Origin of the sequence: Paenarthrobacter sp. Y-19 (genome assembly GCF_029223985.1) — a bacterium.
GTDB lineage: Bacteria > Actinomycetota > Actinomycetes > Actinomycetales > Micrococcaceae > Arthrobacter > Arthrobacter nicotinovorans.
Genome location: NZ_CP119414.1, coordinates 4,440,994 through 4,456,425, shown reverse-complemented (window position 1 = coordinate 4,456,425; position 15,432 = coordinate 4,440,994). Strand labels below are relative to the sequence as shown.

General features: G+C 62.0%; 19 protein-coding genes. 10 read left to right on the top strand and 9 right to left on the bottom strand.

The features are described from left to right. Positions 1–7: 7 nt before the first annotated feature. Complete coding sequence (locus PYR64_RS21015; RefSeq protein WP_018778934.1) at positions 8–286, top strand: HPr family phosphocarrier protein; 279 nt, start codon at positions 8–10, stop codon at positions 284–286. 122 nt (positions 287–408) lie between these two features. On the opposite strand, the gene PYR64_RS21010 is transcribed toward PYR64_RS21015, so the two are convergent. From PYR64_RS21010 to PYR64_RS20995, 4 genes are all read right to left on the bottom strand, one after another. Next, entirely contained in the window at positions 409–996 is a 588-nt protein-coding gene (locus PYR64_RS21010; RefSeq protein WP_189076407.1) for a TetR family transcriptional regulator C-terminal domain-containing protein, read from the bottom strand. 4 nt (positions 997–1,000) lie between these two features. Next, positions 1,001–1,558: a hypothetical protein gene (locus tag PYR64_RS21005; RefSeq protein ID WP_018778936.1), complete on the bottom strand. Its 558-nt coding sequence runs from the start codon at positions 1,556–1,558 to the stop codon at positions 1,001–1,003. Between the two features lie 85 nt (positions 1,559–1,643). Then, complete coding sequence (locus PYR64_RS21000) at positions 1,644–2,603, bottom strand: DNA topoisomerase IB (protein WP_189076406.1); 960 nt, start codon at positions 2,601–2,603, stop codon at positions 1,644–1,646. Between the two features lie 40 nt (positions 2,604–2,643). Next, positions 2,644–3,123, bottom strand: coding sequence for a DNA starvation/stationary phase protection protein (locus PYR64_RS20995; protein WP_014920468.1), 480 nt, complete (start codon positions 3,121–3,123; stop codon positions 2,644–2,646). 308 nt (positions 3,124–3,431) lie between these two features. Here PYR64_RS20995 and PYR64_RS20990 point away from each other — a divergent pair, with 308 nt between their 5' ends. Next, positions 3,432–3,602 carry a hypothetical protein gene (locus PYR64_RS20990; RefSeq protein WP_018778938.1) on the top strand — a complete coding sequence of 57 codons (171 nt, stop codon included), beginning with the start codon at positions 3,432–3,434 and terminating at the stop codon, positions 3,600–3,602. A gap of 82 nt (positions 3,603–3,684) precedes the next feature. On the opposite strand, the gene PYR64_RS20985 is transcribed toward PYR64_RS20990, so the two are convergent. Then, positions 3,685–3,906, bottom strand: coding sequence for a hypothetical protein (locus tag PYR64_RS20985; protein ID WP_275777469.1), 222 nt, complete (start codon positions 3,904–3,906; stop codon positions 3,685–3,687). Between the two features lie 115 nt (positions 3,907–4,021). On the opposite strand from PYR64_RS20985, the gene PYR64_RS20980 reads away from it, so the two are divergent. Both PYR64_RS20980 and PYR64_RS20975 read left to right on the top strand, forming a co-directional pair. Then, positions 4,022–4,534, top strand: a complete 513-nt coding sequence (locus PYR64_RS20980) for a DUF6328 family protein (protein ID WP_275777467.1) — start codon at positions 4,022–4,024, stop codon at positions 4,532–4,534. Positions 4,535–4,602: 68 nt separating this feature from the next. Continuing rightward, positions 4,603–4,869: a Rho termination factor N-terminal domain-containing protein gene (locus PYR64_RS20975; protein WP_275777465.1), complete on the top strand. Its 267-nt coding sequence runs from the start codon at positions 4,603–4,605 to the stop codon at positions 4,867–4,869. 45 nt (positions 4,870–4,914) lie between these two features. On the opposite strand, the gene PYR64_RS20970 is transcribed toward PYR64_RS20975, so the two are convergent. Next, positions 4,915–5,601 (bottom strand): FCD domain-containing protein, encoded by a 687-nt coding sequence (locus tag PYR64_RS20970; RefSeq protein ID WP_018778942.1) that lies wholly within the window; start codon positions 5,599–5,601, stop codon positions 4,915–4,917. Between the two features lie 280 nt (positions 5,602–5,881). Between PYR64_RS20970 and PYR64_RS20965 the strand changes: the two genes are divergently transcribed. The 4 genes from PYR64_RS20965 to PYR64_RS20950 are packed head-to-tail and all read left to right on the top strand — an operon-like array spanning position 5,882 to position 10,230. Beyond that, positions 5,882–7,063 (top strand): aminotransferase class V-fold PLP-dependent enzyme, encoded by a 1,182-nt coding sequence (locus PYR64_RS20965; protein WP_275777463.1) that lies wholly within the window; start codon positions 5,882–5,884, stop codon positions 7,061–7,063. 60 nt (positions 7,064–7,123) lie between these two features. Further along, positions 7,124–8,419: a sugar ABC transporter substrate-binding protein gene (locus tag PYR64_RS20960; RefSeq protein ID WP_275777461.1), complete on the top strand. Its 1,296-nt coding sequence runs from the start codon at positions 7,124–7,126 to the stop codon at positions 8,417–8,419. A gap of 6 nt (positions 8,420–8,425) precedes the next feature. After that, entirely contained in the window at positions 8,426–9,397 is a 972-nt protein-coding gene (locus PYR64_RS20955; RefSeq protein WP_018778945.1) for a sugar ABC transporter permease, read from the top strand. Next, entirely contained in the window at positions 9,394–10,230 is an 837-nt protein-coding gene (locus tag PYR64_RS20950) for a carbohydrate ABC transporter permease (protein ID WP_039239318.1), read from the top strand. The genes PYR64_RS20955 and PYR64_RS20950 overlap by 4 nt, the downstream gene beginning before the upstream one ends. 88 nt (positions 10,231–10,318) lie before the next feature. Here PYR64_RS20950 and PYR64_RS20945 read toward each other — a convergent pair whose 3' ends face one another. Continuing rightward, entirely contained in the window at positions 10,319–11,185 is an 867-nt protein-coding gene (locus PYR64_RS20945; protein ID WP_275777459.1) for a Ku protein, read from the bottom strand. Between the two features lie 38 nt (positions 11,186–11,223). Here PYR64_RS20945 and PYR64_RS20940 point away from each other — a divergent pair, with 38 nt between their 5' ends. Then, positions 11,224–13,794 carry an ATP-dependent DNA ligase gene (locus PYR64_RS20940; RefSeq protein WP_275777457.1) on the top strand — a complete coding sequence of 857 codons (2,571 nt, stop codon included), beginning with the start codon at positions 11,224–11,226 and terminating at the stop codon, positions 13,792–13,794. Positions 13,795–13,862: 68 nt separating this feature from the next. Here PYR64_RS20940 and PYR64_RS20935 read toward each other — a convergent pair whose 3' ends face one another. Together PYR64_RS20935 and PYR64_RS20930 are read right to left on the bottom strand one after the other, a co-directional pair. Beyond that, positions 13,863–14,123, bottom strand: coding sequence for a hypothetical protein (locus PYR64_RS20935; RefSeq protein ID WP_275777455.1), 261 nt, complete (start codon positions 14,121–14,123; stop codon positions 13,863–13,865). 34 nt (positions 14,124–14,157) lie between these two features. Next, entirely contained in the window at positions 14,158–14,358 is a 201-nt protein-coding gene (locus PYR64_RS20930; RefSeq protein ID WP_039239315.1) for a hypothetical protein, read from the bottom strand. 237 nt (positions 14,359–14,595) lie between these two features. Between PYR64_RS20930 and PYR64_RS20925 the strand changes: the two genes are divergently transcribed. Then, positions 14,596–15,399, top strand: coding sequence for a putative protein N(5)-glutamine methyltransferase (locus PYR64_RS20925; RefSeq protein ID WP_275777451.1), 804 nt, complete (start codon positions 14,596–14,598; stop codon positions 15,397–15,399). Positions 15,400–15,432 lie beyond the last annotated feature (33 nt).

Below are 15,432 nucleotides of genomic sequence, written 5' to 3'. Positions count from 1 at the left end.
AGCACCAATGCCTGAACGTACAGCCACCATCGCTAGCCGCGTCGGCCTCCACGCCCGCCCGGCAGCCATCTTCGCCGAGGCTGCGGGAGACCTGGATATCGATGTCACCATCGCCCGCCCGGGAGAGCCAGCCGACGACGCCATGGACGCCGCCAGCATCCTTTCCCTGATGAGCCTGGGCGCTGCCCACGGTGACGTGGTGGTGCTGCGTGCCGAAGGTGAAGGTGCGGACGCAGCACTGGACAGCCTGGTGAAGATCCTCGAAACGGACCACGACGCCGAGTAGGGACACCCAAACCCCTCAGCGACACGCAAAGAGCCTGGTGCCACCCGGATATGGGTGGCGCCAGGCTCTTTGCATGTCCGAGGTACTTTTGCGTGTCCGGGGTGCTCTGCTTGCCTAAGGTGCTAGGGACCCGCCAGCTCGTCGAGATGGCGCGAGAGCACCCGGAGCATCGGACCCGCCTCCGGGAGTTCACCGCTCCACAATCCGTGCATCGCGATCCCATCAAGGAGCGCACGCAAGCGCTGGGCTTCATAGCCGGGGTCGCGCCCCGGGTTGAACTGTCCCGCTTCGGCCAGGAGCTGGAGGGCAACGTGACACACGCGGTCCACTCCCTCGCTGAGCCTGATCGCGGCAGGACGTAGTGCACTATCCGTCAGTGAGAGGACACCAAGCTGGACCTGCGCCACGAGTTCCAGCCGCCGTTCCTTGTCGAGAGGAAGCAACTGCAGGAGCAAGCCATCAACCAACGCCCGGCCAGTGAGCTCAAGGGCGGCGATTCGGGCGGTGACCCGGTCCTCAATGAGTTGCAGGCAGAACTCCCGCAGGGCATGTTGCGTGGCAAACGCACGCCGTAGCGAAGCGGCTGCGATGCCCGCTTCCGCTGCCACCCCGCGCACTGAAAGGCCCGAAAGGCCATCACGTTCGAGGACCCGCAGGGAAGCTTCCGCAATTGCTGCACTGCGTGCCTCTGTATCGATTCTCCGGGGCATGGAATCAGCGCGACGGCGTAGCAGCGGGCAAGGCGCGGGCAGCCTTCTTCGGCCAGATCGTGTAGCTCAAAGCCCAGAGGAAGTCGATGGCGAAGATGATGCCCAGGATGCGGAAGAAGTCCGAGAGCGCCGCGGTTCTTTCGGCGTCGTTGACGAGGAAGATAATCGCGCCAAGGGTCGCCGCTGCGATGGCAACCGCCAACCCGGTAAGGAGCACATCCCGCCAGCATTTGATGGTGTAGCGGGTTCCAGTGAGTCGTTCCGGCGCAGGTCCGCCCGCGAACCGGTGCTGGAAGTGCGCATCGGCCCAAGCCACCATGCGCTTGCCGTACGCGACAGAGACACCGATGTAGACCGCGGCGAGTCCGTGGTGCCATGAGGCTGTACCGCCGCCCAGCAAATCGACGGCGACCAAGGCAAGCAGGATGGCATCAATAACCGGAGCAAGGATCAGGAGGGCTCCGCCCAGGCGGGGACGACGCAGCAGATACCGTGCTGCTAGCCCGGCAAGGATCGCCACCCAGAACGCAACTTCACACACCACGATTGCCAACAGAATCACTTACGGCCCCCAGACGCCACGTCCATCAATTTTTATTAGTACGAGTGTACTCATAAAAACGACAGGCCTTCTCCGGGGGCACGGTTTAACTCGATGTTTCGCCGTTCAAGTAGGCGGCAACCGACGCTTCCGTTGGCTTGACGTCCTTGAGCTCCTCCGAGAGGTAGCCCTCGATAATCCGCGGATCCACATAGGAGGAGCGCGCCACAGAGGGCGTGTTGCCCAAGAGTTCGGACGCCTCTTTGATGGCTCGCACAATGGCTTGCCTGGGGGTTCCCTTATGCCCGGACTTGATGAGGCAGAGGGCGGCGGCCGCAGTGCCTTTCCAGGTCCGGAAATCCTTGGAGGTGTACGCCTCCCCTGAGATGCCCCTGAGGTATTCATTGATCATGGACGCATCCACCGACACCCAAGTGCCGTTGGCCTGGTAAGCAAGCAGCCGTTCCTTGCCGGGACGGTCCGCCAGCGGCTCCAAAAAGGCCGCCAAAGCGGGATCGTGGATGGAGGTATCCCAGAGCTGGCCGCTTTTGCCGGGGAACTTAAGGAAGACGTCAGGGCCCTCCACCCGCGCGTGGCGGCATCGGAGGGTGGTGAGTCCGTAGGAACCGTTCTGCTTCATGTAGACCTCGGAACCTACGCGCAGCGCGCCAAGGTCCATGAACCGTACAGCTGCTGCGAGCGTCTGCTGCCGGGGATCCGCGGCGTCCTGGAGATGGACCGTCACGTTGCGGCGGACCGTTGGCAGCACCAGGCCAAGTTTGGCTGCACGGATGAACTTCTCGGTGTCCTTACGTTCCCGCCACCCAGGATGGTAGATGTACTGGCTCCGTCCGGCAGCATCCACTCCCGTGGCCAGGATGTGGCCATGCTCGTAGGGACTGATCCACACATCGGTCCATGCAGGTGGGATCGCCAGCGCGTTGATGCGCTGGCGATCCTCCTTGCTGACCAGACTGCCGTCAGGGTGGCGGTAGCTGAACCCCGTACCAACCTTCCGGCGGACGATGCCGGGCTTGGAAAGGTCGCTTCTCTTCAGCCGCGGCATGGTCGCGGGGCTCTCTGTCTTCAGCCGGTCCGGTTGATGCTCAGGCTTCGTCCGGATCGGTAACGGCAGCGCCGGCGTTCATGATCTCTGCGTTGATCATCCAAACCAGCTGCTCAAGGCGGGCGATAAACGCGTGCAGCAGGTCCGCCGTCGTGGGATCTTCCTCGTCCACCTCGTCATGGACGTCGCGCATGGTCTGGACAGCGCGTTCCACGCGGTCGGTAACCAGCTTGACGGCGTTCTTGGTGTTGACCAGGCCTGCCGGGAATTCCTCCAGGCGGGTGCCCTTGGCGATGGTCGCGCTGCGGCCGTCCGGCAGGGCATGGAGGGCACGCATGCGCTCGGCGGTGTCGTCAGCGAACTGGCGGGTGGCCAGGACGAGTTCGTCCAGCTGGAGGTGAAGATCGCGGAAGTTCGGTCCCACGATGTTCCAGTGTGCCTGCTTTCCTTGGAGCTGCAGCTCGATGAGGTCTGTCAGGACGATTTGAAGGTTGTCTGCAAGCTGCTGTGACGCTTTCATGTGTTCCTCTCATGGACTTTCATATGAGCCAAAAACGCGCCGCAAGATTTCTGCGGCGACTGCCCAATCATCAGGTGACGACTGCAATAAGCCTTTCATAAGGGTGCTTAGTAGTACAATGAGGAGTGTTACTGTTCACAGCTGGCGAACTTCATCACCCGATGAAACGCCGGCTGACAGGGGCAAAGGCACTTCGAGGCGGCGGAACGCCTCCAAGTACCGGCATAACTAAATCGAAGTAAAACCGGAATGCATAGTTGGGAATCGGCGATTATTCAATGATTTCCCCGGAAAGGAATGTGCTGACCATGAATACGCTTCTGATCATTGCTGGTGTAGTAGCAATTGTTCTTCTTCTTGTGGGCGGCTTCTCGCAGGCCCTGAACTGGTTGCTGTGGGTAGGCGTTGTCCTTCTCGTCATCGCGGCCATCGGGTGGCTGCTGAGCTTCATGTCGGGACGCCGGGGCCATACGGTATAACCACCACCGAGGACTTCCGACAGGTCAACGAGGGCTGTACCTGCGCCCATCATTTGCACGCAGGGACGGCCCTCAGGCGCCCTTACCCTCCCTCAGACTCCTGCCCTGTAGCCTCTGACGGCGGCGCAGCATCCGGATCCTTGGGCGTGGGGAACTCGTCACCCGGTACTTCGGGAACTCCTTCAGCCGGCCGCTCCGGCGTTTCGCCCCCGTCGCCGCTGCCGGGCATCTCCTGTTCGGGAGTCGGCGTACCGTAGCCGCCGGGCTCGCTGTCCGGGTCCACGCGGTGCTCGTCCTGACTCATTTTCTTCCTCCTTGGAAATCCGTTGAGGCCCCGATAAGAGTTCGAGGAATGCTGACAGTCCGACCGTAGTCCGGCACATCCCCGGCGTCCACCACACAGCTGCGGAGGCATGCGAATGGCAGAACAGGAACAAGTTCCCAGAATCGGCAGGAACGAGTCCACGGAAGAACGCATGGACCGCAACTGGATGGAACTCATCCAGGAGCTGCGGGTATTGCAAACGGGCGTCCAGATCCTGGGTGGCTTCCTGTTGACACTGCCGTTCCAGTCACGATTCGGGGAACTGGACGACTGGCAGCGCGGCCTTTACCTGTTCAACGTGATGGTGGCTGCCCTCACTACAGTGCTCATCGTCATTCCGGTCAGCGTTCATCGACGGCTCTTCCGCCGCGGGCTCAAGGCCACACTCGTCTCCAGCGCCGACATTGTCACCAAATGGGCCTTGGGAGGCGTCGCGCTACTGATCGTGGGGTCCGCCACGCTGGTCTTCGATTTCACAGCCGGAAGGACCGCAGGCATTGTGGCCGGCGGCTTCATCGTCCTGACGTTGCTGTTGCTGGTGGTCGGCATGCCCCTGTGGCTCTACCGCCGGGGCATGAGCAACAACGGACACAACAAGGTGGATTGAGTCGCCTGGAAGCTGCCACGAACTCCGAAGTATCACATGACCACAAACTCAGGGAAAGGAACCTGAACATGCCGGAAAAGAAGAACCCAAGCATCAAAGACCCTGAACTCTATGAGGAACTGCGCGACGACGGAGCCTCCAAGGAAAAAGCAGCCCGGATCTCCAACGCAGCGGCAGCCCGGGGACGCAAGGACGTGGGCCGTAAGGGAGGCAAATCAGGGGACTATGACGATTGGACCGTCGACAAACTGAAAGCCCGCGCCAAAGAACTCGGCCTGAGGGGTTACTCGGGCAAGAAGAAGTCCGAACTCATTTCGATGCTGCGGAACCACTGACCCCGGAACCACTGACCCCGTCGCCCAGCCCCGGCCATGGCAACGTCAGAGCCGGGGCTCCGGCCTTAGTTTCCTGAGCCAGGTCTCCGTCTGGGCGATATGTGCGGCCGTCGCTGTCGCCGCCATGGTGGGATCACGCCGGGCGATCGCAGCCACGATCGCACTATGGCCTGCAGTGCTGTCCCTGCGCACGGCCGCGCCGTCCTCGCCGTCGAAAATGTGGAAATGCCCGCCTCGGGAGCGGAAAAGCCTGACCAGCGCATTCAGCGTCGAGTTGCCGCCCGCACGGCAAATTTCCTCATGGAACTCTGAATCCAGCTCGGAGTATTCGCCGGGGTCGACCGTGGCCTCCATGCTCTCCACAAGCGCGGTCAACTTCGCCAGGACTTCAGGAGTGGCATTGGCAGCCGCCGCCGCAGCGGCATGGGATTCCATGAGACGGCGGATCTCGAAGAGTTCCAGCAGACCGTCCAACGGCAACAGGTCCACCAGCAGGGCAAAGTTCTGAAGGATCACCGTGGGCTCCAGGGACGAGACGTACGTTCCCGAGCCATGCCTGGATTCCATGACGCCCAGTGCCGACATCGCCCTCACTGCCTCCCTGAGGGAACTCCGCGATACGCCCAGCTGCGCCGCCAACTCCGCTTCCGGAGGACATTTCTGACCAGCCGCGAGTTCACCCGAGGCAATTTTGTTCCTCAGGCCCTGCATCGCCGTTTCGACAGCACCCAATACGTCGCCTCCTCCAGATTCCGGTATCACGCTACCGCACCGGGGCGTCCGGGCAGCTGAGTGAGGGCATTGTCATGCCTTCTGTTCAAGACATCGTACCTTTAGACTCAAACATGGGCTGATGAGGCAGGAATATCACCAGAAAACGACAGAGTCATCTTATGACTATTTTGGATTGTCCGTTGTCTTGGTCAAAGCTGTGATGTAACTTACAGAGCGTTGACCCATCCCTCCGACGAAGGACGCCGTGTTCCCAGCACCCCTCACAGTCCCCCGCCCGATGTTGACCCCAGAGGGCCAGCCCGCAATGGCCGACTGGAGCCTTACACCGTCCAAGGTCCACCTCAACCACGGTTCATATGGGTCCGTTCCCCGCGCTGCCCAGGCACATCAGTTGAAGCTCAAGGAGCTTATGGACCAGAACCCCTGTCCGTGGTTCATGGGCCAATTCGAGCTGGTAGCCACGGCGCGACGGGAGATTGCAGAGTTCCTCAGGGTCCATCCGCAACACGTGGCGCTGGTCCACAACGCCAGCGCGGGCGTCAGTGCCGTCTACAACTCACTGGACTTCGCTCCCGGCGCCGAAATCGTGACCACCAACCACGCCTACGGAGCGGTGCTGCAGGGCGCGGAGCGGGTAGCCCGCAGGTGCGGCGGCCAGGTCCGGATTGCAGAGATACCCCTCGAGGCGGATGCGGAGGCAGTTTGCGCCCTGGTCATGGCGGAAGTAACTCCCAGGACAGCTCTGATCGTGGTGGACCACATCACCTCCGCAACTGCCCGGGCCTTCCCCGTCGAGGGAATCGCCCGCGCGGCTTCCCGTCTGGGTATACCTGTGCTGGTGGATGCCGCCCACGCTCCGGGAGTTCTGGAGTTCCCGGTCCCCGATTTTGAGGGTTTTTGGGTTGGTAACCTGCACAAATTCGCTTGTGCGCCACGAGGCACCGCAGCGTTGGTGGCGCGCGGACCAGAAGCACAGGCACTGGAACCGTTGATCGATTCGTGGGGGTTCCCGTACAGCTTCCCGGAGAACTTCGACCACGTGGGAACCCAGGACGTGACCTCGTGGATGGCGGCCCGGACCGCCTTCGACACCATAGAGGAGCGATACGGCTGGGCAGCTTTCCGCAGCTACGCCAAGGAGTTGTGCGACTATGGCCAATCACTGATCAGCGAGGCATTTGCCAGTGCCACAGGGCAGAACCCGGCAGTGGACGTCGGCATGCCGGTGGGACCTCTGCGCCTGATCCGCCTGCCGGAGGGGCTCGCCACTACCCACGAGGATTCCCACGCGGTCCGCGGCTACATCTCAGAACACCTGGACATCGAAACTGCCATCACCACGTTCAACGGACAAGGTTTCCTGCGGCTTTCGGCCCATTTGTACAACTCCCCCAAGGACTACGAGATATTCGCGGAAAAGGCAGTCCCGGAACTCGTCCGGCTTGCCCGTTCCCTCTAGACCCCCACCCGCACCCGCTCAGCCGGTGCAAATCACTCAACCAATCAACGGAGGACCCACGTGAAATCCAGAATTATGGCGTCTGCGGCAGCAGGCCTGGCGGCAGTTCTTGCACTTGCCGGGTGTGGAGGCGGCCAGTCAGCGGCCGATGGCAAGGTCACCTTGAAGATGGTGGAAAGCCTGACGAACCCCACCCGCACGGAAACCCTGAAGAAGCTCATTTCCGGTTTCGAACAGGCCAACCCCGACATCAAGGTGGAGCTCATTTCGCCTCCCACCGATCAGGCGGACCAGAAAATCCAGCAGATGCTCCAGTCCGGCAAAGGCATCGATGTGGTGGAAGCCCGTGACATCACAGTGGGTTCCTTCGGCGCCAACAACTGGCTCTACGACATGACCAAGGACCTCGATGGCTGGGACGGCTGGAACAACCTGACAGACAACGCGGTCACGTACTCGAAGCAAAACGGCAAGACCTACTACATCCCGTACGGTTTCTACGGCCTTTCCCTTTTCTACCGTTCGGACCTGGTCAAGGAGGCCGGATTCGACGGCCCTCCGAACAGTTGGGAAGAGATGGCGAAGCAGGCCGAGGCACTCAACAAACCCGCCGAAAACAAGTTCGGTTACGCCTTCCGTGGCGGCACCAATGCCAACTCCAACGCCGTCGCCATCATCGAGGCATACGTGGCAGACGAGATCGACCGGGAAAACGCCTTCAAGCTGACGAACGGCAAGACGATCTTCTCCTCCCCCAAGGCCCAGCAAGCCATGAATCTGTACATTGACCTGTTCAAGAAGGGTTCCCCGCCGTCGTCGGTAGCCTGGGGCTACCCCGAAATGGTGCAGGGCTTCAGCAACGGCTCCACTGCGTTCCTGCTGCAGGATCCCGAAGTCATTGCCACCGTCAAAGAGTCACAGTCCATCAAGCAGGACCAATGGAACGTCGCACCCTTGCTGGTAGGACCGGGCGGCAAGGCAATCCAGCCCGTGGCTTCGGCGGGTTGGGGCATCGCTGAGTCATCCAAGTCCAAGCCCGAGGCAGTCAAGCTCATCAAGTACCTGGCACAGGGAGATGCTGCCACTACGTTCAGCAAGGACAACAGCCTGGTGCCCACGCTGAAGTCCGCAGCCCAGGACACCTTCTACAGCACCGGACCATGGGCTGCCTACGTCAAGATGACTGAGAACCCTGACACGTACGTCTCGGCGATCCAGCCCCGCAGCGTCTCCTGGTGGACTGAATGGATCAAGAAGTCCGACGGTGAACTTCAACGCGTCCTCACGGGCCAGATGTCAACGTCTGACCTGCTGTCCAGTTGGGACAGTTACTGGACCGAAAAGATGAAGGGATAGCTTCCGGTGACTCTCGACGTCAAGCAGGCCGCACCGCCCCCTTCCGGGCGGAAAGCCGCGCTGTCGGAACCGGGCAGGGGCAACCCGTCCAAGCGACGGTTCAGCGGCCGGACAGCGCTGACCCTGCTGGCTTTCCTGGCTCCGGCTGCGGTCTTCGTGGGGATCTTCACGTACTACCCCATGATTGCCGGCAGCCAGATGGCCTTCCGGAACTGGAACCTGAACGACCTTTCCGATACCTCCTGGGTAGGTTTGGGGAACTTCCAGAGCCTGTTCGATGCCCCCGAGTTCGGAACGATTGTCCGCAATACGGTGGTGTGGGTTGTTGGCTCCCTGGTTCCGCAGGTGGTCATTGGCTTCGCGGTGGCACTGTTCCTGAAGCGCCGGTTCCGGATGCGCGGGGCGTACCAGGCCATGATCTTCTTCCCGTGGGCGGTGTCGGGTTTCCTCATCGGCATGCTGTTCCGGTGGATGTTCAATGCGGAGTTCGGGGTGGTCAACGACCTTCTGATGAAGGCGGGGCTCATCAGTTCGCCTATTCCGTGGCTGTCCGACCCCGGCTTCGCGATGACAGCGATCATCATTGCCAACATCTGGTACGGCGTGACGTTCTTCGCCATCATGATCCTCGCGGCGCTGCAGTCGGTGTCCGACGAAATGTATGAGGCAGCCGCTTTGGATGGTGCGGGCAAGGTACGGACGTTCTTCAGCATCACGCTGCCAAGCATTTCGACGACGCTGGCGCTGACCATCCTGTTGCGGGTGATCTGGATCTTCAACTTCCCGGACATCATCTTCGCCATGACAGGCGGCGGACCGGCCGACCAGACCCACATCATCACCACGTACATGATCAAAATTACCCAGGAGGGCGACTACGGAAAGGCGTCCGCCCTGGGGTTGATCGTGATGGTCACCCTCATGCTGTTTGCAGCCTTCTACCTCATGGCTGTCCGTTTCCGAAAGGCAGACCGATGATCAACACTCCCTCGCTCTTCGGCCGGGTTTCAAAGGTCGTCTTTTTGGGCCTGTGCCTGATCGTCACCGTCTTTCCGCTGTATTGGATCGTGGTGACGTCCCTCAAGGAGCCGGGGGCCATCTATTCGCTGCCCTTGGATTATTGGCCACGGCAGCTGTCGCTGGACAACTACATCGGTCTTTTCACGAAGTCCGACTTTGGCCAGTACATGCTGAACAGCCTGGTGGTAGCACTGGTGGCGTCGTCGGTGGCCACGCTCATCTCGTTGCTCTCCGCTTATGTCCTGGCGAGGTTCCAGTTCTCCGGACGAGGGGCTGTGCTTGGCGCGTTCCTCATCACGCAGATGATTCCCGGGTTCATTGCCTTGGGCCCGCTGTACCTGATGATGACCGACTTCGGGCTGGTGGATTCCAAGACCGGCCTGATCCTGATCTACATCGCCATCTGCATCCCGTTCTGCACCATCATGCTCCGCGGCTTCTTCGAGAACGTCCCCGACGCTTTGGAAGAGGCCGCCATGATTGATGGCTGTTCGAGGCTGAGTGCGCTCTTCAGGGTGATCGTTCCGGTGATGCTTCCGGGCATTGCGGCGAGTTTCGTCTTCAACTTCGTCAACTGCTGGAACGAGTTGTTCCTGTCCGTGACACTCATGAACAGCGACAGCAACAAGACCATCCCGACGGCGTTGGCCGGCTTTATCTCCAGCTTCAACATTGACTGGGGTTCCATGTCCGCTGCCGCGGTTTTGACAGTGGTACCCACGCTGGTGATTTTCGCGTTCGCCAGCAAGTTCATTGTCCAGGGGCTCACTGCGGGCTCAGTCAAAGGCTGAGCCAGGCACGCAAGAGGAAAGCAGCGCCGGTACCTTCCGGCGCTGCTTTCCTCTTGCGTATCAAGCGACTAAATGCCCGACGCCGGACTCACGCCTTTTTCTTCGCCCGCGCCTTTGGCTTGTCGGCAGTTTTGCCGGCGGCAGCGTCGTCGTCGGACGCTTTTTCCTTGCCGCGTTTCTTGTCGAGGCTGCGTTTCAGGGCCTCCATGAGGTCGATGACGTCGCCGCCTTCTCCTTCGCCTTCGACGTTGCCGAAAGTGGCCTCCGTGTCCAGGGCCTCACCCTTTTCGAGCTTGGCTTCGATGAGTGTCTTCAACTGGGCCTGGTAGTCGTCGGTGTATTCATCCGGGTCGAAGTCGTGGGCCATGGATTCCACCAGTGCGGAGGACATTTCCAGTTCCTTGTCGGAAATCTTGATGTCTGTTTCCAAGGACGGGAACTTGGCTTCGCGGACTTCGTCACCCCATAGGAGCGCCTGCAGCAGCAGCACGTCTCCACGCACGCGAAGGGCCCCCAACCGGGTCTTCTGGCGCAGCGCATACTGGACGATCGCGATCCTGTCCGTGTCCTCCAGCGTCTGGCGCAGCAGCATGTAGGCCTTGGGCGATTTGGAATCAGGCTCCAGGAAATAGCTGCGCTCGTACATGATCGGGTCAAGCTGCTCGGCGGGGATGAACTCCACCACCTCTATTTCGCGGCTGTTCTCCTCCGGCAGGGACTTCAACTCGGCGGCGGTGAGGACCACGGTGCGGCCCTCTTCCTCGTAGGCCTTGTCGATGTCCTCGTAAGCTACGACTTCGCTGCAAATTTCGCATTTACGCTGGTACCTGATGCGTCCGCCGTCCTTATTGTGGACTTGGTGCAGGCCAATGTCGTGATCCTCCGTGGCACTGTAGAGCTTCACTGGTACGTTGACCAGACCGAACGCGATAGATCCCTTCCATATAGCCCTCATGCACCCAGTCAACAGCACAACACAGCGGAGGAGAAGAGGTGGCAGGCAAGCAGCAGGAGCGGGTGACCGTGGAAGGCCACGAACTCACCCTCACCAACCTGGGCAAAATCATTTACCCGGAAACCGGGACCACCAAGGCTGAGGTCCTTGAGTACTACGCCACCGTGGCCCCCTTCCTCATCCCCGCCGCGGCCAACCGGCCCGTCACGCGCAAACGCTGGGTCAACGGCGTGGGCACGGCCGAACATCCCGGTGAGGTGTTCTTCCAGAAGAACCTGGAGGACTCAGCGCCACGCTGGATCCCCCGGGCCGCCATTCAGCATTCGGACCACACCAACGTCTATCCGATGGTGAACAACCTGGCCACGCTCACGTGGATGGCCCAGATCGCGTCCCTGGAAATCCACGTTCCGCAATGGCAGGTGGATGCTGCGGGCAAGCCCCTCAGGCCCGACCGCTTCGTCCTGGATCTGGACCCCGGTCCCGGAGCCGGACTGCCCGAGTGCGTGGAAGTTGCCACCCTGGCCCGTTCCATCCTGCAGGACATGGGCATGGAACCTGTCCCCGTCACCAGCGGAAGCAAAGGCATCCATCTCTATGCAGGGCTCGACGGCACGTTGAAATCCGAGCAAGTGTCCGCGTTCGCCCATGAGCTCGCGCGCGCCCTGGAAGCCGATCACCCTGGCCTCGTGGTCAGCGATATGAAGAAGTCCCTGCGCAAGGGCAAGGTCCTGGTGGACTGGAGCCAGAACAGCGGGAACAAGACAACGATCGTGCCGTACTCCTTGCGTGGCAGAGCCCAACCAACGGTGGCGGCTCCCCGGACGTGGCAGGAGCTGGCCTCTCCTTCCCTTGACCAGTTGGACTACACGGAAGTGATGGAACGGGTCAGTTCGGGCAACGACCACTTCGCGCCCATTTCGGACCGGCACCTGCCGCCCCATGGCGAGGACGACAATGACGACGCCGGTGCGTCCGCTGTATCGGGCGGTGGCCGCGAGCGCGTGGTAACGGTCGGGAATCGTCTCGCCAAATACGTCGGGATGCGCGATCCGGGCAAAACCCCGGAGCCGTTTCCGTCGTCGTCGGCTGCTTCTGCGGTGTCGCAGGGCCCCGCTTCCTCCGCGCAGCCCAAGCCGGACGATCCTGCGCCGGCCGGCGGAATCTTCGTGATCCAGGAGCACCACGCCCGCCGCTACCATCTTGACCTGCGCCTGGAGCACAACGGTGTCCTGGCTTCCTGGGCGCTGCCCCGCGGTGTCCCGGAAACGTCCGAGCGGAACAACCTGGCCGTGCACACCGAGGACCACCCCATGGAGTACGCAACGTTCGCCGGGGTCATTCCGAAGGGCGAGTACGGGGCGGGAACCATGACCATTTGGGACCGTGGCGAGTTCACGTGCGAGAAGTGGCGCGATGGCAAGGAAGTCATCGCGACGCTCACGGGCGAGCCGGGTGGTGGACTGGGCGGCACCAAACGCCTGGCCTTGATCAACACGGGCGACCGCTGGCTGATCCACCTGATGAAGGAACAGCCGGGCGCCAGGCGGACCGCCGCAACCGCGCCCGCAGCGAAGCGCCAGGCCCCGCCGGAACCGGAGTCAGCGCCCGAGCCCAAGCAGGAGCCACAGCCCTTGCGCGACTACGCTCCGATGCTCGCCACGTCCGGGACCACCGCTGATCTTCGCGGCGACAACTGGCTGTATGAGCTCAAGTGGGACGGTATCCGGGCCATCATCACCGGTACCGAGGGCCGGATCCGCCTTATGAGCCGCAATGGGAACGACCTCACGGCTGCCTATCCAGAACTGACGGACCGCGCGTGCTGGCCCGAAGGGGACTTCGTGGCAGACGGCGAAATCGTCGCCCTCGGCAAGGGGTCCAGGCCGGATTTCGGCCGGCTGCAGCTCCGTATGAACCTGGTCAAAACGGCCGACATCGAGCGTGCCCGGGTCTCGGTGCCGGTACAGCTCATGCTCTTTGATTTGCTGTACGACGCCGGCGCGGACTTGAGCGGGCTGCCTTTCGTCGAGCGTCGCGAAAGGCTGGACGCGTTCGCCGAACGCATGCCCGGCGGCTGCCCGGTTCACGTTTCCGCCGTGTTGGATCACGACGTCGACGACCTCATGACCAGCGCCGCGGATCTGGGCCTGGAGGGCGTGATGGCCAAGAAAGCCGACAGCCGCTATGTGGCCGGCCGCCGCAGTGCTTCGTGGATCAAGCTCAAGCTGGAGCAGAGCCAGGAAGTGGTGGTGGGCGGGTGGCGGCCCGGCGCAGGCGCCCGAAGCGGAACTTTCGGGGCGTTGCTGCTGGGCATTCCCGACGGCGACACCTTGCACTACGTGGGAAGGGTGGGCACGGGGTTCAAGGACTGGCAGCTGCGGGACATCATGGAGCAGTTGGAGCCCTTGATGGTGGACGACTCCCCGTTCAAAGACATTCCGAGGGAGGACGCGGCCGGAGCGCACTGGGTGAAGCCGGTGCTGGTGGCCGAGGTGACTTTCGGCAACTGGACAGGCCCTGGCAGGCTTCGTCATCCGGTGTGGCGGGGCTGGCGTCCGGACAAGTCCCCCTCAGACGTCAGCCAGCCCAACCAGGGGGAACGATAACGCTGTACTGACGGGTCAATACGACGTTTGTTGTCCCCCGGTTGGGCTGGCTGTGCTGTTTGGTGCGGCTAGGAGGAGTGTGGCATCTGCGGGCGGCTGGTCCGGTGGATCGCCGTCACGGCTGCTCCCTGGCCCATGCGTCCGTGGGCCTGGTCGCGTTCCTTCGGGTGGCGGCGTTTGCCGTTTCCGTCAGGCCACTGCTTGCTTGGGTCCGCACCCAAGGCCACGGCAATGGTTGTTGGCTCGGGCATGGGAGCCATGTCCATGGACTCCACCAAGTGGCTTGCAACCGCAGGATCGATGCTCTCAGTATTGTGATTCGCAGTCATGGTTCTTCCTTTCCAGTGCGCCTGTCCGCTGGACTTACCAGCGGACCTTTTTCTCGGTCTTGGCCTGCTTACCGCTCGCGGCCGTGGGTTTGTGCCCCTTACCGGTGCTTTGCCAGCCGGCCGGTGCGCCACCGCCGGACTTACTGGCCAGCATCGCCCTCTGGGCGTCGGTCAGCTTGGATTTGATACCGCCGGCAGCGGGGGTTTTGTTGTTATCTGTCGGGTTGGCAGTCATATGGACTCCTGGAAGTAAGTGAGTCCTGAAGAGACACGTATCCCGTGGCGTTCGGTTCGAGAAAAGGCGTCGACAACGGGAACGGCATGGAGGCAAGCCTCAACAGGCGTGGATTTTTGTCTTCTGTCAGGCAGGGCGTGCTCACAGCAGAGCACGGGCCTGTCTACTCAAAAATCAGTGTTCCCATGCGTCATACCCTAACCGCGATCCTCCATATTTGTGAACCCCTCAGCTAGCATGACTCTCGTGATCCGGACTACGTCGATCGTCGCTGCCCTTCGCGATGCCGGTTGTGTTTTTGCCGAGGACGAAGCCCGTCTCCTGATCGATGCCGCCACCCATCCGGAGGAGCTCAACCGGATGGTGGACCTGCGCGTCACCGGACTGCCACTGGAGCACATTCTCGGATGGGTGGATTTCTGCGGGACCCGGATAGCTGTTGATCCGGGGGTGTTCGTGCCCCGGCGTCGCACCGGGTTCCTGGTGCGGCAAGCGGCTCTCAAAGCCCGTCGGTCAATCGTTGGGCGCCGTGCCGTCGTCGTGGATCTCTGCTGCGGGTCCGGAGCGATAGGTGCCGCCCTCAACGACATTCTGGGCGGCTGCGAACTGCACGCCGCGGATATCGATCCTGCCGCGGTGGCGTGCGCCAGGCGCAACCTGGAGCCTCGTGGCGGCACTGCTTTTCTGGGCGATCTCTTCGATCCGCTCCCCCGCCGGCTGCTGGGCCGGGTTGACGTGCTCCTGGTCAATGCTCCCTATGTCCCGACGGAGTCGATCAGCCTGATGCCTCCGGAAGCGCGGCTGCACGAGCCCGCTGTGGCGCTCGACGGCGGCGCTGACGGTTTGGATGTGCAGCGTCGGGTGGCGCTTGGGGCGCCTGGGTGGTTAGCGCCGGGCGGGTGGCTCCTGATCGAGACGTCGCGGCAGCAGTCCGTCGAAACGGCCGCCCTCCTGAGCGCCTCGGGGTTGATGGTCGACGTGGTGACGGATGAGGATCTCGATGCCACACTAGTGGTGGGGGCTGCACCCGGCCAGGGATGATTCGTCACTTTTAGGGCCGGAAATGGCCCTGTT